At 70.9% G+C, this 25,242-nt stretch carries 22 protein-coding genes; 11 read left to right on the top strand and 11 right to left on the bottom strand.

What is annotated here, in order from left to right; all coding sequences use genetic code 11:
• Nucleotides 1–175: 175 nt before the first annotated feature.
• Nucleotides 176–1,321, bottom strand: coding sequence for a succinyldiaminopimelate transaminase (gene dapC / locus ACZ37P_RS30115; protein ID WP_391049303.1), 1,146 nt, complete (start codon nucleotides 1,319–1,321; stop codon nucleotides 176–178).
• Between the two features lie 84 nt (nucleotides 1,322–1,405).
• The gene (gene fdxA / locus ACZ37P_RS30110; RefSeq protein ID WP_355348214.1) at nucleotides 1,406–1,732 is read right to left on the bottom strand and encodes a ferredoxin; all 327 of its coding nucleotides are present in this window, start codon (nucleotides 1,730–1,732) and stop codon (nucleotides 1,406–1,408) included.
• Between the two features lie 108 nt (nucleotides 1,733–1,840).
• Here fdxA and ACZ37P_RS30105 point away from each other — a divergent pair, with 108 nt between their 5' ends.
• On the top strand, nucleotides 1,841–2,866 hold the full coding sequence (locus ACZ37P_RS30105) for a GNAT family N-acetyltransferase (RefSeq protein WP_467349490.1): 1,026 nt from the start codon (nucleotides 1,841–1,843) through the stop codon (nucleotides 2,864–2,866).
• Nucleotides 2,863–3,687, top strand: a complete 825-nt coding sequence (locus ACZ37P_RS30100; protein ID WP_467349489.1) for a transglutaminase family protein — start codon at nucleotides 2,863–2,865, stop codon at nucleotides 3,685–3,687. Before ACZ37P_RS30105 ends, ACZ37P_RS30100 begins: the two co-directional genes overlap by 4 nt.
• Nucleotides 3,688–3,697: 10 nt before the next feature.
• On the opposite strand, the gene ACZ37P_RS30095 is transcribed toward ACZ37P_RS30100, so the two are convergent.
• On the bottom strand, nucleotides 3,698–4,312 hold the full coding sequence (locus ACZ37P_RS30095; RefSeq protein WP_355348223.1) for a response regulator transcription factor: 615 nt from the start codon (nucleotides 4,310–4,312) through the stop codon (nucleotides 3,698–3,700).
• Between the two features lie 589 nt (nucleotides 4,313–4,901).
• A complete protein-coding gene (locus ACZ37P_RS30090; protein WP_467349488.1) occupies nucleotides 4,902–5,336 on the bottom strand; it encodes a hypothetical protein in 435 nt (144 codons plus the stop codon).
• Nucleotides 5,337–5,587: 251 nt separating this feature from the next.
• Between ACZ37P_RS30090 and ACZ37P_RS30085 the strand changes: the two genes are divergently transcribed.
• The 3 genes from ACZ37P_RS30085 (at nucleotide 5,588) to ACZ37P_RS30075 (ending at nucleotide 8,564) form a co-directional block, all read left to right on the top strand.
• Nucleotides 5,588–6,541 carry an ABC transporter ATP-binding protein gene (locus ACZ37P_RS30085; RefSeq protein ID WP_355348350.1) on the top strand — a complete coding sequence of 318 codons (954 nt, stop codon included), beginning with the start codon at nucleotides 5,588–5,590 and terminating at the stop codon, nucleotides 6,539–6,541.
• A complete protein-coding gene (locus ACZ37P_RS30080) occupies nucleotides 6,538–7,278 on the top strand; it encodes an ABC transporter permease (RefSeq protein ID WP_467349487.1) in 741 nt (246 codons plus the stop codon). The genes ACZ37P_RS30085 and ACZ37P_RS30080 overlap by 4 nt, the downstream gene beginning before the upstream one ends.
• Before the next feature lie 134 nt (nucleotides 7,279–7,412).
• Complete coding sequence (locus ACZ37P_RS30075) at nucleotides 7,413–8,564, top strand: sensor histidine kinase (protein ID WP_391161742.1); 1,152 nt, start codon at nucleotides 7,413–7,415, stop codon at nucleotides 8,562–8,564.
• 17 nt (nucleotides 8,565–8,581) lie between these two features.
• Here ACZ37P_RS30075 and ACZ37P_RS30070 read toward each other — a convergent pair whose 3' ends face one another.
• The 4 genes from ACZ37P_RS30070 to ACZ37P_RS30055 all read right to left on the bottom strand — a co-directional run bounded on the left by ACZ37P_RS30070 (nucleotide 8,582) and on the right by ACZ37P_RS30055 (nucleotide 12,574).
• Nucleotides 8,582–10,915 carry a VanW family protein gene (locus tag ACZ37P_RS30070; protein WP_467349485.1) on the bottom strand — a complete coding sequence of 778 codons (2,334 nt, stop codon included), beginning with the start codon at nucleotides 10,913–10,915 and terminating at the stop codon, nucleotides 8,582–8,584.
• 153 nt (nucleotides 10,916–11,068) lie between these two features.
• Nucleotides 11,069–11,428, bottom strand: a complete 360-nt coding sequence (locus tag ACZ37P_RS30065; RefSeq protein WP_317453004.1) for a DUF6113 family protein — start codon at nucleotides 11,426–11,428, stop codon at nucleotides 11,069–11,071.
• A complete protein-coding gene (gene mshB / locus ACZ37P_RS30060) occupies nucleotides 11,425–12,312 on the bottom strand; it encodes an N-acetyl-1-D-myo-inositol-2-amino-2-deoxy-alpha-D-glucopyranoside deacetylase (protein WP_355348239.1) in 888 nt (295 codons plus the stop codon). Before mshB ends, ACZ37P_RS30065 begins: the two co-directional genes overlap by 4 nt.
• A gap of 67 nt (nucleotides 12,313–12,379) precedes the next feature.
• Nucleotides 12,380–12,574, bottom strand: a complete 195-nt coding sequence (locus tag ACZ37P_RS30055) for a hypothetical protein (protein WP_355348242.1) — start codon at nucleotides 12,572–12,574, stop codon at nucleotides 12,380–12,382.
• A gap of 249 nt (nucleotides 12,575–12,823) precedes the next feature.
• On the opposite strand from ACZ37P_RS30055, the gene ACZ37P_RS30050 reads away from it, so the two are divergent.
• Entirely contained in the window at nucleotides 12,824–14,974 is a 2,151-nt protein-coding gene (locus ACZ37P_RS30050; protein ID WP_467349482.1) for a S9 family peptidase, read from the top strand.
• Between the two features lie 19 nt (nucleotides 14,975–14,993).
• Here ACZ37P_RS30050 and ACZ37P_RS30045 read toward each other — a convergent pair whose 3' ends face one another.
• A complete protein-coding gene (locus ACZ37P_RS30045; RefSeq protein ID WP_467349480.1) occupies nucleotides 14,994–16,340 on the bottom strand; it encodes a hypothetical protein in 1,347 nt (448 codons plus the stop codon).
• 443 nt (nucleotides 16,341–16,783) lie between these two features.
• Here ACZ37P_RS30045 and ACZ37P_RS30040 point away from each other — a divergent pair, with 443 nt between their 5' ends.
• The 5 genes from ACZ37P_RS30040 (at nucleotide 16,784) to ACZ37P_RS30020 (ending at nucleotide 23,029) form a co-directional block, all read left to right on the top strand.
• Complete coding sequence (locus ACZ37P_RS30040; protein ID WP_355348251.1) at nucleotides 16,784–17,818, top strand: ABC transporter permease; 1,035 nt, start codon at nucleotides 16,784–16,786, stop codon at nucleotides 17,816–17,818.
• Between the two features lie 104 nt (nucleotides 17,819–17,922).
• Nucleotides 17,923–19,719 carry an ABC transporter substrate-binding protein gene (locus tag ACZ37P_RS30035; protein ID WP_355348254.1) on the top strand — a complete coding sequence of 599 codons (1,797 nt, stop codon included), beginning with the start codon at nucleotides 17,923–17,925 and terminating at the stop codon, nucleotides 19,717–19,719.
• 99 nt (nucleotides 19,720–19,818) lie between these two features.
• Nucleotides 19,819–20,796 (top strand): ABC transporter permease, encoded by a 978-nt coding sequence (locus ACZ37P_RS30030; RefSeq protein WP_355348256.1) that lies wholly within the window; start codon nucleotides 19,819–19,821, stop codon nucleotides 20,794–20,796.
• A gap of 10 nt (nucleotides 20,797–20,806) precedes the next feature.
• The gene (locus ACZ37P_RS30025) at nucleotides 20,807–21,868 is read left to right on the top strand and encodes an ABC transporter ATP-binding protein (protein WP_391049281.1); all 1,062 of its coding nucleotides are present in this window, start codon (nucleotides 20,807–20,809) and stop codon (nucleotides 21,866–21,868) included.
• A gap of 27 nt (nucleotides 21,869–21,895) precedes the next feature.
• The gene (locus ACZ37P_RS30020; protein ID WP_391049279.1) at nucleotides 21,896–23,029 is read left to right on the top strand and encodes an ABC transporter ATP-binding protein; all 1,134 of its coding nucleotides are present in this window, start codon (nucleotides 21,896–21,898) and stop codon (nucleotides 23,027–23,029) included.
• Between the two features lie 120 nt (nucleotides 23,030–23,149).
• On the opposite strand, the gene ACZ37P_RS30015 is transcribed toward ACZ37P_RS30020, so the two are convergent.
• The gene (locus ACZ37P_RS30015) at nucleotides 23,150–24,202 is read right to left on the bottom strand and encodes an ABC transporter ATP-binding protein (RefSeq protein WP_401722247.1); all 1,053 of its coding nucleotides are present in this window, start codon (nucleotides 24,200–24,202) and stop codon (nucleotides 23,150–23,152) included.
• Between the two features lie 10 nt (nucleotides 24,203–24,212).
• Nucleotides 24,213–25,238 carry an ABC transporter ATP-binding protein gene (locus ACZ37P_RS30010; protein ID WP_355348260.1) on the bottom strand — a complete coding sequence of 342 codons (1,026 nt, stop codon included), beginning with the start codon at nucleotides 25,236–25,238 and terminating at the stop codon, nucleotides 24,213–24,215.
• Between the last annotated feature and the right edge of the window lie 4 nt (nucleotides 25,239–25,242).

The following is a 25,242-nucleotide window of genomic DNA, read 5'->3' as shown; positions in this document are numbered from 1 at the left end:
AAATGACCCCCTAGGAGGTGGACAAAATCCACACTCGCGGAGAGAGCAAGGAAGCCCCCCCCCCCCCCCCCCGCGCGTGTCTGCCGGGCAGCGCTCTCACACCGGCCTGGTCGGGTCAGCCCGGCGGGTCAGCCCGGCGGAAGCGGTTCAGCGGGAGCGGTTCAGCGGGAGCGGTTCAGCGCAGCCGCTCGACGGCCGCCGCCACCCGCTCGTCGACCGCCGTGAAGGCGATCCGGACGAACCGCTCGCCCGTCGGCCCGTAGAACTCGCCGGGCGCCACCAGGATGCCGCGCTTGGCCAGGTCGCCGACGGTGTCCCAGCAGTTCTCCGCGCGAGTCGCCCACAGGTACAAGCTGGCCTCGCTGTGCTCGATCCGGAAACCCGCGCCCTCGAAGGCGGTCCGCAGCGCGGCGCGCCGGCGCGCGTACCGCTCCTTCTGCTCCACCGCGTGCTCGCGGTCGTCGAGCGCGGCGACCATCGCGGCCTGTACGGGCGCGGGCACGATCATGCCGACGTGCTTGCGGACCTCCAGCAGACCGGCGACGACGGACGCGTCACCGGCGAGGAAGGCGCCGCGGTAGCCCGCGAAGTTGGACCGCTTGGACAGCGAGTGGACGGCGATCAGCCCCTCGTGGCTGTCCCCGCACACGTCCGGGTGCAGTACGGAGACCGGCTCCGCACCCTCCCAGCCCAGCTCGATGTAGCACTCGTCGGACACCACGAGCACCCCGTGCTCGCGCGCCCACGCCACGATCCGGCGCAGCTCGGCGGCGGACAGCACGCGGCCCGTGGGGTTGGACGGGCTGTTGAGCCAGAGCAGCTTCAGGCCGTCCGGGTCGAGTTCGGTCACCGGGTCGTCGTACGTGACCGGTTCCGCGCGGGCCACCAGCGCGCCGATCTCGTACGTCGGGTAGGCGAGCCGCGGGTACGCGACCCGGTCGCCCGCCTCGATGCCCAGCAGCGTCGGCAGCCAGCCGACCAGTTCCTTGGAGCCGAGCAGCGGCAGGATGTTCGCCGGGTCGGCGCCGCTCACGCCGTGCCAGCGGCTGAGATATCCGGCGGCGGCCTCGCGCAGCGCGCGCGTGCCGTACGTCAGCGGATAGCCGGGGCTGTCGGCGGCGGCGGCGAGCGCGCGCCGGATCACCTCGGGCACCGGGTCCACCGGGGTCCCCACCGACAGGTCGACCACACCGTCCGGGTGCGCGACGGCCGTCGCCTTGTAGGGCTCCAGGCGGTCCCACGGGAAGACCGGGAGGCGGGCGGAGATGCTCACGTGCTCACTCTCGCTTGTCGATCGATGGTCCGTGATCGAAATGTCCATGACGGACGTACGCCGCGGCCCCGCACAGCGCCGAGCGTGGCTCGGTGCGCCGTACGGGGCCGGGCGGAGACTGCCCGACCGGGATCAGTGGTCCTGGCTCTGCGGGGGCAGCGCTGCGATGAAGGGGTGGTCGCGCTCGATGAGACCGAGCTTGGACGCGCCGCCGGGCGACCCCAGTTCGTCGAAGAACTCCACGTTCGCCTTGTAGTAGTCCTTCCACTCCTCCGGGGTGTCGTCCTCGTAGAAGATCGCCTCGACGGGGCAGACCGGCTCACAGGCGCCGCAGTCGACGCATTCGTCCGGGTGGATGTACAAGGACCTGGAGCCCTCGTAGATACAGTCGACCGGGCACTCTTCGATGCACGCCTTGTCCTTCAGGTCGACACAAGGCTGCGCGATGACGTAGGTCACGCTGTCGTTCCTCCTCGATAGGGCTCATCTCGCGCGGGAGCGCGGCGTCGTCGATGCCCGCACCTAGTATCTCCGTTCCTGAGCACGATCCGAACAGGAGGGGCACGCATGGCAGGGGATTTCTCTTCCGGAGCGCGGCTCGTGATCCGGATTACCCCGTCTGACGTGGGAAAACGCGTATCGGTACGGCAGGTTCTGGAGATCACCGACGGGCATCCTACGTTCACCGATACGGTCGGTGTTCTCGTATCGTGGGATGCGGGAGTGGTGTGCGTCACGCGGAGGTCCGGGGAAACGGTACGCATCGCCGAATCGCTCCTCGTCGCGGGGAAGGTGGTGCCGCCCACCCCGCCGTCACGGAGAATGTCGCGTGTGACGTCCGCGTCCCCCGAGGAGCTTGAGGCGTTCGCCTCGCGCGCCTGGCCCGCCACCGAGACCGAGCCGCTGGGCCGGTGGACACTGCGCTCGGCCGTCGCGGGCGAGCGAGAAGCGGAGCAGGACAAGGGCGGCGGGCGGCGGGAGGGCTTCACCCGCCGCGCCAACTCCGTCCTGGTGGACGGCGATCCCGACCGCCCGCTGGACGCCGCGCTCGACCACGTCGTCGGCTGGTACGGGGCGCGGGGCACGACACCGTATCTCCAGGTGCCCGACACCTCGCCCTACGCGGCCGAGTTGGAGCGCCGCGGGTGGGTACGGGAGGCGGACACGCTGGTCAGGGTCGCGCCGCTGGCGCCGCTCACCCGGCTGCCGGGCGCGGACGCCGTCACGCTGTCCCGGACGCCCGACGCGGCGTGGCTGGCCGCCTACCACCGCACCGGCTCGCTCGCCGACGCGGCGCTGAAGGTGGTCTCCGGCGGACCCTCGGTGTGGTTCGCGACCGCCCCCGGCGCCATCGGGCGGGCCGTGGTCGACGGGCCGTGGGTGCTGTTCGGCGCGGTCGAGGTGGCGCCCTCGCACCGCCGCAGGGGCCTGGCGACCGCCGTCATGGGCGCGCTCGCCCGGCGCGCCGCCGACGAGGGAGCGAGGAGCGCGTACCTCCAGGTGGAGGCCGACAACGAGGCGGCCCGCGCGCTCTACGACGGGCTCGGCTTCACCGACCACCACGGCTACCACTACCGGCGCCCCTCGGTATGAGCGCGGACGTACGGGAACGGTTCGCGGCGGCGGCGCGCGAGGAGCGCCCCGACCTGGCCGAGCTGTGCCTGCTGATCGGCGCGGAGGCCGACCCGGCGCTGGACGGCGTCGCGATCGACGCGGCCCAGATCGAGCTGGACCGGCTCGCCGGGATGCTCCCGTACGGCCTGACGACGCCGCTGGAGTGGGCGACCGCCCTGCACCGGCTGCTCGGGGCCCGGCTGGGCTTCCACGGCGAGCCCGGCGACTACCAGAAGCTCTCGTCGTCGCTGCTCCAGCAGGTGCTGCGGCGGCGGCGCGGGCTGCCGATCCTGCTGTCGGTGGTCTGGACGGAGGTCGCCCGCCGGGCCGGCGCGCCGGTGTACGGGGTCGCGCTGCCCGGCCACTACGTCGTCGGCTTCGGCGATCCGGCGGGCGCGTACGTCCTGGTCGACCCCTTCGAGGGCGGCCGGGTGCTGTCGGGGCCCGACGCGGAACTCCTGGTCGCGGGCGCGACCGGCGCCCCGCTGGCCCCCGGCATGCTCACGCCCGCCGATCCGCTGGACACCGTGCACCGCGTCCTGAACAACATCCGCGCCTGGACGTCCGCCCGCCTCGAACAGGCCGCCGTCGAGCTGTGGACGATCGACCTCGCCCTGCTCCTCCCCCGCCACCCGGCCCGCCTGCGCTACGAGCGCGCCCAACTCCTCGTCCGCCTCGGCGACTTCACCGGCGGCGCCGCGGCCCTCGACGAGTACGCCGAACTGATCGGCGGTTTCGACCCGGAGACCGCGGAGAAGATCCGCCGCAAGGCCCGCGCGGCGCGGGCGCTGCTGAACTGAGCCCCGCCGTTTAGAGCCAGCCCTTTTCGCGGGCGATACGGACCGCCTCCGCGCGGTTGCGCGCGCCCGTCTTCTGGATCGCGGTCGACAGGTAGTTGCGGACCGTGCCCTCCGACAGCAGCAGGCCGCGCGCGATGTCGGCGTTGACCGAACCGTCGGCGGCGGCCCGCAGCACCTCGCGCTCGCGGGCCGTCAGCGGATCGGCGCCGTCGGCGAGCGCCGCGGCGGCCAGCGTGGGGTCGATGACGCGCTCGCCGCGCAGCACCCGCCGTACGGCGTCGGCCAGTTGGGCCGCCGGAGCGTCCTTGACCAGGAACGCCTCCGCGCCCGATTCCATCGCTCTGCGCAGATAGCCGGGGCGGCCGAAGGTCGTGACGATCACGATTTTGACCTCCGGCAGCTCTTCGCGGAGGCGCGCCGCCGCCTCGATGCCGGTCAGGCCCGGCATCTCGATGTCCAGCAGCGCCACGTCCGGGCGGTGCGTCCTGGCCGCCGCCAGCACCTCGTCGCCGCGGGCCACCTGGGCGACGACCTCGAGGTCCTCTTCGAGGCCGAGGAGCGTCGCCAGTGCTTCTCGCACCATCGACTGATCCTCCGCGAGCAGCACCCGGACGCTTCTCCTCATCCCCCCACCCTAGGGCTCCGCCCTTCCCCCACCACGGTTCCCCGCCCGGTCGCCCGCCCCCCCTTCCAGGGCCCGCCCCCCAGCCCGCTCCCTCACCAGGCCGGTGGGCCGATTCTTTCTGGGCGCGCGCCCCCGAGACGGTCCTTCTGCCAGGGCGGCTGGCCGATCTTTTCAGGGGCGCGGCCCCGTGCGGTCCTTCTGCCAGGGCGGTGGGCCGATCTTTTCAGGGGCGCGCCCCGAGGCGGTCCTTCCGCCAGGGCGGTGGGCCGATCTTTTGAGGGGCGCGGGGAACTGCGCGGCCAGCCCCCACCGGGCTGTCAGCCCGAAAACAACAGCATCTGCCCCGCTGGGGCCGGTTCTTCAGCCGCGCCACCGCGCGGGCTGAGCGCGCAGTTCCCCGCGCCCCTTCGGGGCCCGACCCGCCGTGCGAACACCGCGCCACCGTCGTGGCGGGCCGCGCAGTTCCCCGCGCCCCTAAAGACACGTGGCTGGGCCCCTCGGCAGAAGAACCGCCCCAGGGCGCGCGCCCTGAAAAGATCGGTCTACCGCCCAGGTTGAGAGGCCGCCCGGGGGCGGGGCCGCGGCGGGGTTAGCCGAGGGCTTCGGTGAAGCTGGTGGCGCCCATGGCAGAGGTGACGGTGGCACGGTATTTGGGGCAGGAGCCCAAAGCGGCAGCGTCAAGATCGGCGGCGGTGCGCGGCTTCTGATCGGGGTGCTGCTCGATCCAGTTGGCGAGGTCGATGGCGAAGAACGCCTTGGCGCCCGCGGGGGCGCCGGAGTCCTTGATGCGGGGCCCCTCCTTGGCGAGGAAGGCGCAGAAGGTCGGCCCGTCGACCGGATTGGCACCGCCGGAGCCACCAGTGGCGGAGGCTGAGGCGGACGGAGAGGCGGCAGAAGCACTGCCGGTGGCCTTGCCCGACCCCGTGGCGGACGGCCTGGAACCCCCCGAGCCCCCGCCGCAGGCGGCCAGCAGGAGCGCTCCGGCCACCGCGACCCCGGCCGTCGGCACCGTATGTCTGATCACACGTCTCGTAGCGGAACGCGTCACGTCGACTCCCCCCAGGAAGGCGCCACGGCGGCGCCCGGTGGCCGGACCGTACCGAGCGCGGAGGCCCGGCGTCCCACCCCCGGCACGGATGGTTACAGCGTGAGGACCCGGCGGTGACAGCCGGACCCGGACGCGGACCGCCGTATGACATCTGTCATGGGGAAGACACGACTCGCGGCACTGCACGGGCGAGGGGCGGGCGGGCGAAGCTTGGTGGCATGAGCGCGATGGGGATGACGACCGCGAACGGGCCGGGGGCCGCCGTCAAGGGCGAGCCCGTGGTCGCCTTCAGCGATGTGAACAAGAGCTTCGGGCCGGTGCGGGCCGTCGCGGAGCTGAGCCTGACGCTGCACCCGGGCGAGACGGTGGCCCTGCTGGGCCCGAACGGCGCGGGGAAGTCGACCGCGCTCGACCTGATGCTGGGGCTGCGGAACGCGGACAGTGGGAGCGTGCGGCTGTTCGGCACGACCCCGGCGCAGGCCATCGCGGCGGGCCGGGTGGGCGCGATGCTCCAGAGCGGCGGCCTGATGGAGGACGTGACCGTACGGGAGCTGGTGAGCCTGGCGTGCGACCTGCACCCGAAGGCGTACCCGGTGGACGAGGTGCTGGCCGGCGCCGACATCGCCGACATCGCCGACCGCAAGGTCAACAAGCTCTCCGGCGGTCAGGAGCAGCGCGTACGGTTCGCGCTCGCGACGGCCGGGGCGAACGACCTGATCGTGCTGGACGAGCCGACGGTCGGCATGGACGTCAGCGCGCGGCAGGCGTTCTGGGCCACGATGCGCGGCCAGGTGGAGCAGGGCAGGACCGTGCTGTTCGCCACCCACTACCTGGAGGAGGCGGACGCCATCGCGGACCGCGTCCTGGTGCTGCACCGGGGGCGGCTGATCGCCGACGGGACGGCCGCGGAGATCAAGGCGCGGGCGGGCGCCCGCCGGATCACCTTCGACCTGGACGGCACGCCGGACGAGCGGGCGCTCGGCGCGCTGCCGCACATCGTCGGCCTCGACATCACCGGCCCGACCGTCCGCATCCGCTCCGACGACGCGGACGCCACGACGCACGCCGTGTACGCGCTCGGCCTGTACCCGCGCAATCTGGAGGTCTCGGGCCTCGGCCTGGAGCAGGCCTTCCTCGCCATCACCGACGCAGCGTCCGCCGAGGAGGCGGAGAACCGATGAAGACCCTGGTCAGACTGGAGATCGTCCGCACCCTGCGGAACCGCAAGTTCATGTTCTTCTCGGTGCTCTACCCGGGCCTGCTCTTCCTGATCATCACGGCGGGCGCCGACAGGACGAAGAAGATCGACGGCCTGAATCTCACGCTGGTCGCGTACTACATGGTCGCGATGGCGGCGTTCGGCGCGATGACGGCGGTGCTGATGGGCAACGCCGAGCGGATCGCGCGGGAGCGCGAGAAGGGCTGGGTGCGGCAGTTGCGGCTGACCTCGCTGCCCGGCCGCGGCTACGTCACCGCGAAGATCGCCTCCGCCGCGACCGTCAGCCTGCCGTCGATCCTGATCGTGCTGATCCTCGGCGCGACCGTGAAGAACGTCCGGCTCGACGCCTGGCAGTGGATCGCGATCCTGGGCGCGACCTGGGCGGGCAGCATGGTCTTCGCGGCGCTCGGCGTCGCCATCGGATACGTGGCCACGGCCGACGTCGCCCGGCCGGTCTCGATGCTCGCCTACTTCGTCCTGGCGATGCTCGGCGGTCTGTGGGTGCCGATCACCACCTTCCCGCACTGGCTCCGGACGACGGCCGACTACCTGCCGGGACGGCCGTACGCGGCGCTCGGCCAGTCCATCGAGTTCGGCAACGCGCCGCACGCCCGTGACATCGCCGTCCTCGCCTTCTACCTGCTGCTCTTCGCGGGTACGGCCGCCTGGCTGTACCGCAAGGACACGCAGAAGGCGTGACGCGGATGGCGAAGGAGCAGCAGGCGCGGCGGGCACAGGCACAGGCACGGGACCGGGCGGAGGAGCAGGCGCGGGACCGGGACCGGCCCTGGCCGCCGTGGCGGCAGGCGGTGGAGGACGCGGACACTACCGCCATGGGCCGCGCCCCCGAGACCCGCGGCCAGGCGTTGGTCAAGCTGATGTGGATCGGCATCTGGCTGCTCTACCTCGGCTCCCCCGTCAGCGACCTGGCCGACGGCCACCACGGCGCCCTGGTCACCGTCGTCGCCGGCTGCGGCCTGCTCGTCTTCGTCGTCTCCTACCTCGCCGTCGTCTTCCTGCGCACCAACACCGCGTACATGCAGGAGCGTTGGGTGTACGGGGTGCTCGCCGCCCAGCTCGCGCTCGCCTTCACGCTGTCCGCGACGCTCGGCAAGGACTGGCTGGTGATGTTCGTCTACGTGGCCGTCGCCTGCGGGGCGTCGCTGCCGGGCACACAGTCCCGGTGGGCGATTCCCGCGGTCACGGCGGCACTCGCCGGGGTCGGCGCCTGGGTCGACAGCAGCGGCGACCTCTACCCGGCACTGGTCATCCCGGCCCTGCTCGGCGGCTTCGCGATGGTGGGCGTGCGTCAACTCGTCCGGACCATGCGGGAGTTGCGCGAGGCGCGGGAGACGGTGGCGCATCTGGCCGCCACCGAGGAGCGGTTGCGGCTCGCCCGTGACCTGCACGACCTGCTCGGGCACTCACTGTCCCTGATCACGCTCAAGAGCGAACTGGCCGGGCGGATGCTGCCGGACCGGCCGCAGGACGCGGCGCGGCAGGTCGCCGACATCGAGAAGGTCAGCAGGCAGGCCCTGGTCGACGTACGGGAGGCGGTCAGCGGCTACCGCCGCCCGACGCTGGCCACCGAACTGGCCTCCGCGCGCTCCGCGTTGGCCTCCGCCGGGATCGCCGCGCGCGTCCACCAGCCGGACCGGCTGCCCGGTCTCGCCCCGGACGGCGAGGGCGCCCTGGCCTGGGCGCTGCGCGAGGCGGTGACCAATGTCGTCCGCCACAGCGGCGCCCTCACCTGCGTGATCGCCGTGAGCACCAGCGCGGACGGCGCCGCCGCCACCCTCACCGTCTCCGACGACGGCCGCGGCCCCGCTCCCCACCACACCCCCGGCAACGGCCTCAACGGCCTGACCGAGCGCCTCATCCTGGCCGGCGGCACCCTGCGCACCGCGCCCTCGGGCGACGGCGGCTTCCGCCTGACGGCGACGGTGCCGGTCGGCGCCGACGAGACGAGTCCGACCGGCGTCTGAGAACCCCTGGGGCCGTCTCAGCCCGCCACGTTCGGCAGGGTCACATCGCGCTTGGCGCCCGTCGCGTCCAGCGCGGGCAGCAGGGCGTCCGCGACGTCCTGCGGGGTGACGGCCCTGGTGGAGCCGTCCTTCGCCTTGAGCTTGACGGGGTCGAACGTGCCGCCGTAGAGCCCCTTGAGGACCGCGAGGTCGATGTGCGGCTGAAGCTTGCCGTCCGCGTCCGGCACCATCGTCAGGAACTTCGGGATCGACTTCATCGGCCCGAACTTGATGGACTTCAGGCCCGCCCGGACGACGACGAAGTCGGACATGGCCCGCTTGCCGAACCCGTTGACGGCGGCGTCCAGTTCGGCCTGGGTGACCTTCGGCGGGGTGGTCGTGACCGGCAGCGCGATGGCCGGGTTGGAGCCGGTCTCGGCGCGCGTACGGTACGCGGCGGCGACCTTGGCCGCGGCGGCGTTCACGTCGAAGGACTGGCCGGACGTGCCCGCCACCGGGACGGCCTTGCCGTCGGCGAAGCGGACCATGCCGTCGGAGCCCGAACCGCTCTGGCCCGCCAGTGACTTGAGCGCGACCCGCAGTTTGTCCTCGTCGACGACTATGACCGGGTCGGCGACGCGGCTGCCGCCGAAGAGCGAGCCGACGACGGAGACCGGGTTGTAGTCGGAGTGCGCGACCCCCCGGACCGTCGCGTCGGTGTCGACCGACAGGCCCGCCACCGACGGCTTGAGGCTCAACTTGCGGTCGCCGATGGTCAGTTCGAGCGGCGCGGTCTTGCGGTCACCGAGCGCGGTGTCCAGCATCTTGACCGCGTCGCCCTTGTTCTGGTTGCCGATGTCGACGCCCACCACGGTGGTGCCCTTCGGCACGTCGCCGTGGGTCATCAGCAGTCCGGCGCCGTACGCGAGCACCGCGATGGTGCACACCCCGACGCCCAGCAGGGCCACCTTGGAGCGGCCCTTCTTCTTCGCGGGCGGACGCGGCGCGGCGGGCGCGGGCTGCGCCGCGCGCGGCTCGGCGACGACGGGGGCGGGCACGGGACCGGCGCCGGGGCCGCCCGGCACGGGCGCGGCGGGACCCGGCGCACGCGGCGTGCGCGCTCCCGGACCTCCCGGCTGCACGGCCGGAATACCGCTGACCAACGTGTCGTCCGACAGCCGTCCGCCCGGGGCGTCCGGCACGACGGGCGGCCGGAAGCCGCCGCTGGTGTCCTCGGGACCGAGCCCGTCGCCGGGAGGCGTCGGGGCGCGGAAGCCGCCGCTGGTGTCCTCGGGGCCGGGTCCGTCGCCGGGCGTCGGCGGGCGGAAGGCGGAGAGGGCGGACCGGCCGCGCTGGTCGGCGGCGGGCGGCACCTGCATGTGGCCGGTCACCGGGCCGGAGGTCGGCCCCGCGGGCGGCTGGTACTCCGGGAAGGGGCTGTTGGGCCCGTCGGCGGGCGGCGCGTAGGGGGCCGCGGCGGCCTGGGCGCCGTACGGGGTGCTCAGCGGATCGGGACCCTGCCCCTGGCTCTGGCTCTGTCCCTGGCCCTGACCCTGGCTCTGGCCCTGGTCCTCGGGACGGCCGTACGGGTCGGGTCCGGGGAAGGTGCCCGAGGGCCGCGGCACTCCGGGCGGGAACGCGTCGATGCCGTACGGCGGCTCCGGCTGCGGCTCCGTACCGAATTCCGGGCCGAACTCCCCGGCGAAGAGCGACGGGACACCGGCGGCCGGGGTGTCGTGCGGACCGCGCGCGGAAGGGTCGCCGCCCTGCGGGGTGCCGACCGGCGGCGGGAGGTACGGCGTGGACGCCGTACCGGGCGCGGCGGCCGACGACGGGTACGGGCTCGAACCGGTACGGGAGTCGGCGCCCGAACCGGAGCCCGCACCGGCACCGGCAGCAGGACCGGCGCCCGTGCCGGAACCCGCGCCGGGGGCGGGAGCGGAGCCAGGACCCGGCTGCCCGGCCTGGGACTTGCGCGGCGCGAACCAGTCGCTGGTCTTCTCCGGCTGCGGCTCCGGCTCGCCCGACGCCTCGGCGGCGGCCGGTTCCGCGGCGGGCGCGGGCTCGGGAGCGGGCGGCTCGGGCGCCGGGTTGTTCTCGTCGACCGGCTTGCGGACCACGACCGGCGGGATCGGGCGCGAACCGGGGATGTTGATCCGGATGCGCGTCGTCAGCGTCGTCTCGGTCTTCGGCTCGTCGGCCGGCGGCGGTTCGGGCGCGGCGGCCGGCTCGGGCGTACCGCCCGGTCGCGGACGCTCCTGCGGGTGCAGCGAAGGAAACGGGCGCGAGCCGTACGGCGGAGTGCCCGAGGGGTACGCGGCACCGCCGCGGCCCTGCGGCCCGGACGACGAACTGTCAGTTTCACGACTCAAAGCAGGCTCTCCCGGTTAGCTTCGCCACCCGTCACGGTTCTCCGCGGGCGGCTCGCCGGCGCGCACCACCATACCGACCGGCGTGTAACGACGACTCTGGTCCGGCGGAACGCTCGGTCTCAGCCAACCACGAGCCCGCCCCCGCCCGCCAAGTCAGGCGGTATTCGGCCCGGATGGGGGCAGTTGGGGCAGGGTGGCGCAGATCACGCCCGCCATGGCCCCGCCGAGCAGGTACACATACGGTCCGAGTCCGGCCGCGAACAGGAAGTCACCTTCGGGGCGGGTGGTGCTCAGCAGCATCACGCACACCAGCCAGACCCCGGCGGGCACGACCGCGCCGAGCCGGGTGCGGGTGAGCGTCACCCCGCCGTAGAAGACCGCCACGCAGCCCGCGAGGCCCAGCAGCAGCCCGCCGGGGAACCAGCCCGCCTGGACGAGCGCCCCGGCCGCCGCGACCAGCGCTCCGAGCACACCGAGGACGACGTACGCGACCACGCGCAGCGGCTGGCTCACCGCGCACCGCCGTCGGAGTCGGGACCGCCCTCGGCGGGGAAGAGGTCGTCGCCGCGGCCCTCGGTCAGGGCCTCGCCGCGCACCTGCCGGTAGTGCTCGGTGGCGAAGAACGGCTGGCCGAGGTCGTTGGAGAGCGCGAAGAAGGGGCCGTCCACGGCGATCTGGCTGGCGTGCGCGCGCATCGCGGCCGTCTTGTGCCCGGTGTAGTCGGCGCCGTCGACGGTGACGGTGACGAGGTCGTCGTCGACGACACCCGGCACGTCGTCCACGGAGGCGATCCCGCCGAAGGGGAAGTCCTTGCCCGCCGCCGCCAGCCGCGCGAAGCCCGCCTCGACGATCGAGCGCGGGGTGCAGATCTCGTAGACCCGCGCGATCCGGTGGCCCCGCTCGGCGGCCAGTTCGTAGCCGCGCAGCGCGACCCGGTGCGCCTGGATGTGGTCGGGGTGGCCGTAGCCGCCGTTGCTGTCGTACGTGACCAGCACCTGCGGGCGGGTGTCGAGGATCACCTCGGCCAGGTGTCCCGCCGCCTCGTCCAGGTCGGCCTGCCAGAAGCAGTCCTCGCGGTCGTTCTGGGAGACGCCCATCATCCCGGAGTCGCGGTAGCGGCCCGCGCCGCCGAGGAAGCGGTGGTCGGTGACGCCCAGCTCGGCCATCGCGGCCGCGAGTTCACCGATGCGGTACTCGCCGAGGGTGTCGTCGCGGTCGGCGGCCAGGTGCGCCAGCTCGGGCGGGATCACCTCGCCCTCTTCACCGAGGGTGCAGGTGACCAGGGTGACAAGGGCGCCCTCTGCCGCGTACTTGGCCATGGTCGCGCCGTTGTTGATCGTCTCGTCGTCCGGGTGGGCGTGGACGAGCAGCAGACGCCGCGCGGGAAGATCGGTCATGAGGGAAGCCTACGGCTCCCCGGCGTACCGCTCTTCCCCGCAGCTCACCGAGCCCGGCACGGGCCGCTCAGAACTTGATGTCCGAGATCATCCCCGCAACGTTGTTGGTGAGGTCTGTGATCTGTGGCGCCCAGGTTGAACTCGCCAGGTAGAAACCGAGCAACGTACAGGCGATCGCGTGCCCGGCTTTGAGCCCGGAACGGCGGATCAACAGGACGACGACGATCAGCAGCAGCAGCACCGCCGAAATCGAGAGTGCCACAGCGGCTCACCTCCCAGTACGCAGGGTCATGTCAGTTGCCACATGCTTATTACCCACCCACGGCTACTGATCATAACTTTCCGTGCCACCGCATATGTCGGGGCACGGAAGCACATGGGGGCGCATGACCAGATCCAGCCACCGGGCGCGGTCCTCGCGGTGGTGCTCCGGCGCAGGTGGGGAGGTACGGCGGCGGCCGGTCCCCGGGAAGAACGGCGAGTGTCGGACGTACGGCCTAGTGTCACGGAAATGACGCAGCTCTCATTCCCCCGACAGCACGCCCGTACGCAGCGGTTCACCCTCGGCGCCCCGCGCTCCTTCACCGTGTCGCCCGACGGCGGCCGGGTGGTGTTCCTCAGATCCCGCGCCGGGGACGACCCGTCACATCTGCTGTGGGTCCGTGACCTGCGGGAAGAAGGGGCGGGCGAGGGCGCGGGCACGGAGTACGCGGCGGCCGACCCCGCGGCGCTGCTCGGCGGCGGCCAGGAGGAGCTGTCGGCGGCCGAGCGGGCGCGCAGGGAGCGCAGCCGGGAGGGCTCCGCGGGCGTCGTGGGCTACGCGGTGGACGACACGGTGTCGCTGGCCGCCTTCGCGCTCTCCGGGCGGCTGTTCACCGCCGGGCTGCTGCCGGGGGCCGCGGGGGCACGGGAGTTGACGGTGCCGGGTCCCGTGGTCGATCCGCGGCCCTCGCCGGACGGCCGGTGGGTGGCGTACGCCTCGGGCGGCGCGCTGCGGGTCGTGGCGGCCTCGGGCGCGGACGACAGGGCGCTGGCGGAGCCGGACGGCGAGTCGGTGTTCTGGGGGCTGGCGGAGTTCATCGCCGCCGAGGAGATGTCGCGCAGCCGCGGCTTCTGGTGGGCGCCGGACAGCTCCGCGGTGCTCGCCGCGCGGGTGGACGAGTCACCGGTCGGCCGCTGGTGGATCTCCGACCCGGCGCACCCCGAGCGCCCGCCGGCCGAGGTGGCCTACCCGGCCGCCGGTACGGACAACGCGGTGGTGACGCTCGCGCTGCTCGGCCTGGACGGCTCCCGGGTGGACGTGGAGTGGGACCGGGAGCGCTACCCGTACCTGGCGGCCGTCCACTGGTCGGCGGCCGGTCCGCCGGTCCTGCTGGTGCAGGCCCGCGACCAGCGCGAACAGCTCTACCTGAACGTGGACATCGCGACCGGTACGACGCGGACGCTGCGCACGGAGGAAGATCGAATTTGGCTGGATCTCTTCCCCGGCGTCCCCGCCACCACGTCCGACGGCACCTTGGTGCGGATCGCCGACGAGGGCGACGTACGGGTGCTGATGGTCGGCGACCGGGCGCTGACCGGTCCCGAGTCGCATGTGCGGGCGGTGCTGGACGTCGGCGACGAGGACGTGCTGATCGCCGCGTCGGCGGGCGCCGCCGCCGCCGAGCCGGAGATCGGCGAGCTGCATGTGCTGCGGGTGAGCGAGCGGGGCGTGGAGCGCGTCTCGACCGAGCCCGGCGTGCACACCGCGACGCGCTCGGGGCGGGTGACGGTGCTGCACTCGGCGACGCCGGACCGTCCGGGGCGCACGGCGCGGGTGCTGCGCGACGGCGAGCAGATCGCGGAGATCGCCTCGTACGCGCAGACGCCGTCGCTGACCGCCAGGGCGCGGCTGACCGAGGCGGGCGAGGACCGCATCCCTGCCGCCGTCCTGCTGCCGAGCGGATACACCGAGGGCGACGGGCCGTTGCCGGTGCTGCTCGACCCGTACGGCGGCCCGCACGGCCAGCGGGTGCAGGCGGCGCACAACGCGCATGTGGTCTCGCAGTGGTTCGCCGACCAGGGCTTCGCGGTGATCGTCGCGGACGGCCGCGGCACCCCGGGGCGCTCCCCCGGCTGGGAGAAGGCGATGGCGGACAAGCTGATCGAGGTGTCGCTGACCGACCAGATCGCCGCGCTGCACGCGCTGGCGGGGACGTATCCGCTGGATCTGGGCCGGGTGGCCATTCGCGGCTGGTCGTTCGGCGGCACGCTGGCCGCCGCGGCGGTGCTGCGCCGTCCGGACGTCTTCCACGCGGGCGTCTCGGGCGCGCCGTTGACCGACCAGTGGCTCTACGACACGCACTACACCGAGCGTTACCTGGGGCAGCCCGGCGAGCGGCCGGGCGTGTACGAGGCGAATTCGGTGGTCACGCGGGACGGCATCACCGAACTCGCCGAGCCCGCCAGGCCGTTGATGATCATCCACGGCCTGGCCGACGACAACGTGATGGTGGCCAACAGCCTGCGGCTGTCCACCGCCCTGCTCGCCGCGGGCCGCCCGCACGAGGTGCTGCCGCTGTCCGGCATCACGCACATGACGCCGCAGGAGCAGGTCGCGGAGAATCTGCTGCTGCTCCAAGTGGACTTCCTGAAGCGGTCCCTGGGCCAGGACAGGAGCTGAGGTCCAGCCGCGCGGATGATCAGCGTCCGTCGCCGCCCGGCTCCCGCGGGAAGCCGGGCGGGGGCGGCGGGTAGCCCGGCGGGGACTGCGGCGGAAACTGCGGCGGCGGGCCGAATCCCCCGCCCGCGGGCGGCTGTTGAGGCGGCTGGGAATAAGGGGACGCGTGGGGCGGCTGACTCCAGCCGCCGGGAGCGGGCGCCGAACCCGGTGCCGGGCCCGGTGCCGAGCCCGGCGTTGACCCCGGCGCGGATGCGGGCACGGACCCCGGCGCCGCGCCGTACCCCTGCGGCGGCGGACCCCAAGCGGGCACCGGCCGCGGGCCGTCCGTACTCCTGCCGGGCACCGCCAGCAGCAGGAGCACCACCAGCCCCACCGCCAACTCGACCACCAGGAAGACCTGCTGACTCTTCTGATACAGCGGCAGGTGGTCGAACTCGAACAGCTCGTGGTAGCTGTGCCAGTTGTCCAGCGCGACGACGCAGAAGACGACCGCCGCGAAGCCGAAGGCGACGCCGAGCGCCCTGGAAGCCGCCGACTTCGCGAAGGCGACCCAGGCGACGAGCAGCGCGAACACGACCCGCAGCCAGCCCGCGTAGGCGACCGGCATGCCGAGCAGCGTGGTCAGCGTGCCCTCCCCGGTCAGCAGGTGCCGGTAGAAGTGCGGCGGAAAGTCGTTGGCCGTCGTGTACTTGTGCGTCTCGAAGATCTGCCAGCCGGCCCCCTCGATCGCGAGCAGCACCAGCAGCACCCCCGCGGCCACCGCCGCTCCGCGCCGCGGCCCCACCGGCGCGGCGCCGGGCCCGCTCGACGGCGCGGTGTCCGACGGCGCACCGCTCAGCGGCACATCCCCGACCGGCGCGCCGCCCCGCACCGGGCGCCTGCCCGCGAGGCCGATGACCACGAGCGCGATCCCGCCGAGCGTGAAGGCGACCGCGGTGGCCAGCGCCCGGGTGTGCATCTGCGCCCCGGCGGTCCAGTCCGACTGGAAGATCCACAGACCGGGCAACCGATATCCGAACGCGAAGACCCCGGCGGTCACGAAGGCCCACCCGGCGGCGGGCCGCGCGGACCACACCAGGGCGCCGAGCAGGACCACGAGCAGTACGCCGTCCAGCGCCGCGGTGGCCAGCAAAGCGTGCTGGTAGACGGCGTGGTCGAGGCCGAGCCAGGCCCAGAGCGTGTCGTGGAATCCGACGTGCTTGATGTCCCGGACCGTCCAGGCGATCTCCACCGCGACGAGAACCGCGCAGATCAGCGCCCCCGCGATCCGCGCTCCCGGCGCGAGTGTCCGCGGTCCGACCGGACCTGGCGGCGTGAAGCCGGACCCCTGCCCGTACGGCGACTGCTGCTGCATACCCTGCTGCATGGCCTTCTCCCCCATGGCCCAGTGTTCCCTCAGATATACCCGTGCCACTTGGGGTAGGAACAGTCGGTTCGCGAACCAGGAGGAGACTGCGGGGAGTTGACGAGCGGCCGGCCGGGGTCGCTCGCGACGCCCGGCCGGCCTACGGCACCCGCACGGCCGTACGTTGTTCAGACTGCTACGTCCGTATATCGGAGTTGCGACGGCTAAGTTGCACGCATGTTAACGCGCTTCGCCTGGATATATCCGAAATGCCCGATGTTTTGGATCACTGTCAAGCACGTACGGAGGACGATCTGCAAAATCTTCGCTCAAGATGCCAAACAACAAGCTTTCTTCCCTCCTTCCCCCCTTGACTGAAGGTTGATTCCATTGCGAAAGTCCGCTCAACCCGCGACGCACAACCCCGTCGCGTCGACCAGACTCCTGCTGCGGGGGCAATCGCGATGACGAGTTCCACATCGACCACGGTCACCGAGCCGATCGGTGACCCCGGCGACCCCGGGAAGGAGGGGGCAGCGGCCACGAAGGTGGACCCCGAGTTGGTCGGGCGGTCACCGGGCCAGCTCATGTGGCGGCGGTTCAGGCGCGACCGAACCGGTGTCATATCGGCCTATGTGGTCCTGTTCTTCTTCGCGATAGCGATCTTCGCTCCCTTGATCGCCAAGCTGTACGGCAAGAACCCGTACACTCTCTACGGGCAGAACAGTCCGGACCTGCTCAACGAGTTCGGCTACCCGGTCGCGCCCAACGGCGGTATCAGCAGCCACTTCTGGTTCGGCATCGAACCCACGCTGGGCCGCGACGTCTTCACCCAGCTCCTCTACGGCATCCGCACCTCGCTGGCGATCAGCATCGCGGTGACGATCATCGTCACCATCACCGCGATCATCCTCGGTGTGGTCGCCGGATACATGGGCGGCAAGACGGACTACTTCATCGGCCGGATCAGCGACCTGCTGATGGCGTTCCCCGCCCAGCTCTTCTTCGTCGCTTTCATGCCCGTGGTCACCGCGCTTCTGGTGTCGCCGTCCGACGCGACCCCCACCTACATCCGCGTGATCGCGCTGATCGTGGTGCAGTGGTTCCTCGGCTGGATGGGTCTGGCCCGCTTGCTGCGCGGCCAGGTGCTCACGCTTCGGGAGCGTGAGTTCATCGAGGCCGCCCGGGTCACCGGCGCCTCGCCCTGGCGCATCGTCCGCCGGGAACTGCTGCCCAACCTGGTCACCCCGATCCTGGTGCAGAGCACGCTCATGCTGCCCGGGTTCGTGACCGCCGAGGCGGGCCTGTCCTTCCTCGGTGTCGGCCTCGTGGAGCCGACCCCCGACTGGGGACGGATGTTCGCCAGAGCCGGTGAGATCTACCAGAACGACCTCACCTACATGTTCTTCCCGGGTATCGCCATGGTGATCTTCATCGTCGCGTTCAACCTGCTCGGGGACTCGGTCCGGGACGCGTTCGATCCGAAGACCGCACGCTGAGGAAGCACAGCAACAGGGGGTGGCTGCCGCCCCTCTCACCAGGAGAGCCAGGCAGCTAACAGGTAACAACGAACAGGGGTGCATTCACCGCTATGAACCTTTCCATGCGTAGAACCCGGGCTGCGTTGGTGGCGGTCGCCGCCGGTGCGCTGGTTCTCACCGCTTGCAGCAGCGGCGGCGGGGGCGGCAAGGGCGAGAACAACGACGCCAAGCAGAAGCAGGACAAGAGCAAGACCCAGCTTCAGTCGCAGATCACCTTCGGTGACGCCGCGGCCTCCACCGGACCGGCGGAGCCCATCGCGGGCGCCGAGCAGGGCGGCACACTGCACGCCCTGGAGCGCGACAGCTACACGCACCTCGACCCGGGCCAGATCTACGTCAGCAACGAGGGCCAGCTCGCCACCCTGATCCACCGTGGTCTGACCACGTACAAGCTGGACAGCAAGGGCAACTACACCGTCGTCGGCGACCTCGCCACGGACAGCGGTGTGGAGTCCGACGGCGGCAAGACCTGGACCTTCAAGCTGAAGGACGGGATCAAGTTCCAGGACGGCACGCCGATCACGGCCACGGACATCCGCTGGACCGTTGAGCGGCTGTTCGCCCCGTTCGTCACCAACGGCCCGCAGTACCTGCAGCAGTGGCTGGCCAACACCAGCGGCTCGGACTTCCGCAAGCTGCTCCCGGAGGGCCCGTACAAGGGCAAGCACCTGCCGGACAGCCTGCTGTCGACGCCGGACGACAAGACCATCGTCTTCCACTTCCCGAACCCGGAGCCCGACGCTCCGTACCTGTTCGCGATGCCGGGCTACTCGGTGGTGGACCACGCGAAGGACACCAAGGAGAAGTACGACAAGGCGCCCGTCGCGTCCGGTCCGTACATGATCAAGACCTTCGACACCGGCAAGTCCATGACCCTGGTGAAGAACCCCGCCTGGGACCCGAAGACGGACGCGGCGCGTCACCAGTACGTCGACACGTACGACATCACGTTCAACCACCAGGCCGAGGACTCCACCAAGCGCCTGATGTCGGACTCCGGTGACAACCAGACCTCGCTGAGCTTCGCGAACGCGGTCGACCCGGACGACACCCCGACCGTGGTGGGCACCCCGTCGATCTACAAGCGCACGGTGGCCGGTTACCAGCCGTTCGTGGGTGAGATCAACTTCAACATGAACAAGATCAAGGACGTCAACATCCGCAAGGCGTTGGCGCTCGCGATCCCGACCAAGCCCGTGTGGCAGGCGCTCGGTGCCTCCTACGGCGCCGAGTACGCGGGCGGCTTCATCAGCCCGACCCTCGCCGGTTACCAGAAGGCCGACCCGCTGGGCAAGGTCGCCAAGCCCGACGGTGACCCGGTGGCGGCCAAGAAGCTGCTCACGGACGCCGGCAAGGTCGGCATGAAGATCACCTACGCGTACATCAACACCACCGCCGGCCAGCAGTACTCCCTGGCGATCGCCAACACGCTGACCCAGGCGGGCTTCAACGTCCAGCGCAAGGAACTGCCGTCGGACACGTACTACGACCTGATCGGCAAGGTCGACAACCCGTACGACATCTACGCCTCCGCGTGGGGTGCCGACTGGCCGTCGACCCTGACGGTGATCCCCCCGGTCTTCGACGGCCGGACGATCGCCGACCAGGCGCCGAACTACTCGCACGTGAACGACCCGCACATCAACTCCGAGATCGACCGCATCAAGAAGATCACGGACCCGAAGGAAGCGGCTGACGCCTGGTTCCAGCTCAACACCTACATCACCACCAAGGTGATCCCCGGTGTTCCGACTGTGTACTACAAGCAGCTCCAGATCTTCGGTTCGAAGGTGGGCGGCGTTGTCTACAACAACGTCACCTCGGGCATCGACCTGACGAAGCTGTACGTCAAGAAGTAAGCACCCTCGCGGCCTTCGGTGGGGCCGGGCAGCCGCCCGGCCCCACCTGGGGTGCGATCACCCGCCCACCGCCGCCGTCCTCTGAGAGCTGCGACCGCCATGCTTCGATTCCTCGTCCGCCGGACGCTCGGCGCTCTGGTCATTCTTTTGTTCATCAGCGCCTTCACGTTCTTCCTCTTCTTCGCCATTCCGCACGACCCCGCGCTCCTTTCCTGCGGCAAGAACTGCACGCCGCAGAACATCGCGCTGATCCACCACAACCTGGGTCTCGACCACCCGGTGCCGGTCCAGTACTGGAACTACATGGTGCGGATATTCACCGGCCACAGGTTCAGTGCCGGCAACTGCCCCGCGCCCTGCCTCGGTTACTCGTTCGCCACGAGTGAGCCGGTCTGGCCGACCCTGATGAACCGCCTGCCCACGACCATCTCGCTCGCCGCGGGCGGCACCGTGGTCTTCCTGCTCGTCGGTCTCGGCTCCGGCATGCTGGCCGCCTGGAAGCGCGGCACGTTCATCGACAAGATCTTCAGCTCCGCGTCGCTGGTTCTCAGCTCGATGCAGATCTACTTCCTCGGCCCGATCGTGCTGGCCCTGCTGGTCTACAACAACCAGATCCTGGATCAGCCCAAGTACGTGCCGTTCACGCAGAATCCGCTCTCCTGGTTCAACGGACTGCTCATCCCATGGTGTGTGCTGTCGGTGATCTTCACCGCCAACTACACGCGTATGTCGCGCTCGACGATGATCGAGCAGCTACAGGAAGAACATGTACGGACCGCGCGTGCCAAGGGCATGTCGTCGGCGTACGTCTTCTTCCGGTACGCCTGGCGTGGCTCGCTGATCCCCATCGTCACGATCCTCGGTATCGACCTCGGCTCGCTGTTCGGCGGCGCGATGATCACCGAGTACACCTTCCAGCTCGCCGGGCTCGGCCGACTGGCGATCGACTCCGTGATGAAGACGGACCTGCCCATGCTCATGGGCGTGATGCTCTTCAGCGCCACCTTGATCGTCCTGTTCAACATCATCGTGGACGCCGCCTACGCGTTCATCGACCCGCGCGTGCGACTGTCCTAGGAGAACGTCAGTGACCACCATGACCAAGCCCGAGGAGGGCACGCACAAGGGCGGGTCGGACTCGTTCTTGTCCGTACGCGACCTGTACGTCCACTTCTCCACCGAGGACGGCACCGTCAAGGCCGTCGACGGTCTCTCCTTCGACCTGGAGCGCGGCCAGACGCTCGGTATCGTCGGTGAGTCCGGCTCCGGCAAGTCGGTGACGAACCTGTCGATCCTCGGGCTGCACAATCCGGCGACCACCGAGATCGCCGGGGAGATCATCCTGGACGGCCAGGAGCTGACCGGTGCGAGCAACCGCACGCTGGAGCGGCTGCGCGGCAACAAGATGGCGATGATCTTCCAGGACCCGCTGACCGCCCTGTCGCCGTACTACACGGTCGGCCGGCAGATCGCGGAGCCCTACCGGAAGCACCTGGGCGCCAGCAAGCGCGAGGGCCGGGACCGGGCGATCGAGATGCTGGAGAAGGTCGGCATCCCGCAGCCCAAGCAGCGCGTGGACGACTACCCGCACCAGTTCTCCGGCGGCATGCGGCAGCGCGCGATGATCGCGATGTCGCTGGTGTGCAACCCCGATCTGCTGATCGCCGACGAGCCGACCACCGCGCTCGACGTGACCGTGCAGGCCCAGATCCTGGACCTGCTCAAGGACCTCCAGCAGGAGTTCGGGTCCGCGATCATCCTGATCACCCACGACCTCGGTGTGGTCTCCAAGGTCGCCGACGACCTGCTCGTGATGTACGCCGGGCGCGCCGTGGAGCGCGGTTCGGTGCGGGAGATCGTCAAGGAGCCGCAGCACCCGTACACCTGGGGTCTGCTCAGCTCGATGCCGCGCCTCAGCGGCAATGTCGACGACCCGCTGACGCCGATTCCGGGCGCTCCGCCGAGCCTGCTCAGGCCGCCGACCGGCTGCCCGTTCCACCCGCGCTGCGAGTTCCCCGCGCTGGTCGGCGGCGACACCTGCGTCACGTCGCGGCCCGACCTGCCGGCTGGTCGCGGTTCCGCGTGCCATCTGACCGCGGAACAGCGGCAGTCCGTATTCATCGAGAAGATTCAGCCCCGGCTGGGCTGACCGGTCACCAGGGGCAGGCATACCACCATGAGCAACGACACCAGCGCTACCGTGACCGAAACGGTCCCGGAACAGCGCGACAAAAGGCCCGTCGGCGAGAAGCTGCTGGAGGTCAAGGACCTCACCAAGCACTTCCCGATCTACGGCGGCTTTCCGTTCAGGCGCCAAGTGGGCGCCGTCAGGGCCGTGGACGGGGTGGACCTGGAGGTCCACGCCGGCGAGAGCTTCGGCCTGGTGGGCGAGTCGGGCTGCGGCAAGTCGACGACCGGCCGGCTGATCACCCGGCTGCTGGAGCCGACCGGGGGCAGCGTGCTGTACCGGGGCCAGGAGATCGCGCACTCCTCGCGCAAGGAGCTGGCGCCGATCAGGTCCGAGATCCAGATGATCTTCCAGGACCCCTACTCGTCGCTGAACCCGCGCCAGACGGTCGGCACCATCATCGGCGGCCCGATGGAGATCAACGGGATCAACCCGCCCGGCGGGCGCGAGAAGCACGTGCGCGAGCTGCTGGAGACCGTCGGTCTCAACCCGGAGCACTACAACCGCTTCCCGCACGAGTTCTCCGGCGGTCAGCGGCAGCGCATCGGCGTGGCACGGGCGCTGGCCCTCAAGCCGAAGCTGATCGTGGCGGACGAGCCGGTGTCGGCGCTCGACGTGTCGATCCAGGCCCAGGTCGTCAACCTCCTGCAGAAGGTGCAGGAGGAGATGGGCATCGCGTTCCTGTTCATCGCGCACGACCTGGCGATCGTGCGGCACTTCTCGCAGCGCGTCGCGGTGATGTACCTGGGCAAGGTCGTGGAGGTCGGCGACCGCGACTCGATCTACCTGCGCCCGCGCCACCCGTACACCCACGCGCTGCTGTCCGCGGTGCCCGAGGTGGACGTGGACCACGCGGACGACCGCGAGCGGATCCGGCTGGCCGGTGACGTGCCGTCGCCGATCAATCCGCCGTCCGGCTGCCGCTTCCGCACCCGGTGCTGGAAGGCGCAGGACAAGTGCGCGACGGACGAACCGCCGCTGGTCCAGATCGACGGGAACACGGACGGGCACCTGACGGCCTGTCACTTCCCCGAAGAGCCGACGATCGCGGCGCGGGACGAGGACATCGTCCTCGATCCCGCGCTGGCCGCGATCGAGGAGGCGGCTGACAAGACCCTTTGACCCGGGCTCAGTTCAGCCTCCGCTCGGAAACGGTCCGTACCCGGACACCCCAGCACCACCCGGGTACGGACCGTCTCGCGTTGCCGGCGCCCGTCACACGCTCCCGGCCGCGGCGCGCGGTCAGTCGTTCGGGACGACCTGCTTCTCCTCCGCGAAGTGGCACGCCGAGTCGTGCTCGGCCGGGCCCGCCGTGCCGCGGAAGGCCGGGGGGATCGCCAGCAGCGGCTCCTCCAGGGTGCAGCGCTCCTGGGCCTTCCAGCAGCGGGTGCGGAAGCGGCAGCCGGAGGGCGGGTTGGCCGGGGAGGGCACGTCGCCGGAGAGGATGATCCGCTCGCGGTGCTCGCGGGCGGCCGGGTCCGGGACCGGGACGGCCGAGAGCAGGGCCTGGGTGTACGGGTGCGTGGGGTGCTCGTAGATCGCCTCGTCGCCGCCGATCTCGACGATCTTGCCGAGGTACATCACGCCGACCCGGTCGGAGATGTGCCGGACGATCGACAGGTCGTGCGCGATGAACATGTAGGAGAGGTTGAACTCCTTCTGGAGATTGCCCATCAGGTTGATCACCTGGGCCTGCACCGACACGTCGAGCGCGGAGACCGGCTCGTCGGCCACGATGATCTCGGGGCGCAGCGCCAACCCCCGTGCGATGCCGATGCGTTGCCGCTGGCCGCCGGAGAACTGGTGCGGATAGCGGTTGATGTACTCGGGGTTGAGGCCGACCACGTCGAGCAGGTCCTGCACGCGCTTGCGCCGGTCGCCCTTGGGCGCGACCTCGGGGTGGATCTCGTACGGCTCACCGATGATGTCGCCGACCGTCATACGGGGGTTGAGCGAGGTGTACGGGTCCTGGAACACCATCTGGATGTTGCGCCGGACGGCCTTCAGGGCCCGCCCCGACAGCTTGGTGATGTCGTCGCCCTTGTACAGGATGCGTCCGGCGGTGGGCACTTCGAGGTTCATCAGCAGCCGGGCGACGGTCGACTTGCCGCAGCCGGACTCGCCGACGATGCCCAGCGTCTCGCCGGGGAAGAGGTCGAAGGAGACACCGTCGACGGCCTTGACCGCGCCGATCTGCTTCTTGAACACGATGCCCTGGGTCAGCGGGAAGTGCTTGACCAGGTCGCGTACTTCGAGGATCGGCTCGTGCGCCGCCTTGACCGGGTCCTTGTGCATGACGGGCTGTTCACTCACCGAGCGTCTCCTTCCAGAAGTGGCAGGCGCTCGCCCGGTCGGGGCTCACCTTCGCCAGCGGGGGCACATCGGTGCGGCAGATGTCCTGGGCCATCGGGCAGCGCGGGTTGAAGGCGCAACCGGGCGGAATGTGCAGCAGGTTGGGCGGCAGCCCCTTGATCGCGTACAGCTCCTGGCCCTTCTGGTCCAGCCGGGGAATCGACTGCAACAAGCCCTTGGTGTACGGGTGGGCGGGCCGCTTGTAGATCTCGTGGACCGGCGAGGTCTCCACGATCCGGCCCGCGTACATCACGGCGATCTTGTCGGCCACGTCCGCGACGACGCCCAGGTCGTGGGTGATGAGGATCAGGCCCATGTTGAACTCCCGCTGGAGTTCGGCGAGCAGATCCATCACCTGAGCCTGCACCGTCACGTCGAGCGCGGTCGTCGGCTCGTCGGCGATGATCAGCGCGGGTTCCAGGGCCATCGCCATGGCGATCATCACGCGCTGCCGCATACCGCCGGAGAACTGGTGCGGGTACTGCTTGACGCGTTCGGCGGCGGCGGGGATGCGGACCCGTTCCATCAGCTCGACGGCCTTGATCCGCGAGTCCTTCTTCGACATGCCCTGGTGGGTGGTGAACATCTCGCCGAGCTGTTCCCCCACGGTGAGCACGGGGTTGAGGGACGACAGCGCGTCCTGGAAGACCATCGCCATCTTCGCGCCGCGGACCTTGCGCCGCTCCTCGCCGACCATCGTCAGCAGGTTCTTGCCCTGGAAGACGATCTCGCCCTTGGTGATGAAGCCGGGCGGCGAGTCGAGGATGCCCATGATGGCCTGCGCGGTCACGGACTTGCCGGAGCCGGACTCGCCGAGCACGGCCAGCGTCTCGCCCTCGGCCACCGAGTAGGTGACGCCGTTGACCGCCTTGGCGACCCCGTCCCTGGTACGGAATTCGACGTGCAGATCGTGGACGTCCAGCAGGTTGCCGCTGGGCGGGGCGCTGGTGTGTTCTGCGGCCAGGTACTCGGTGCTCATGTAC

The sequence above is a fragment of the Streptomyces sp. NPDC024632 genome (genome assembly GCF_055559175.1).
This window is presented reverse-complemented; position numbering and strand designations above follow the sequence as displayed.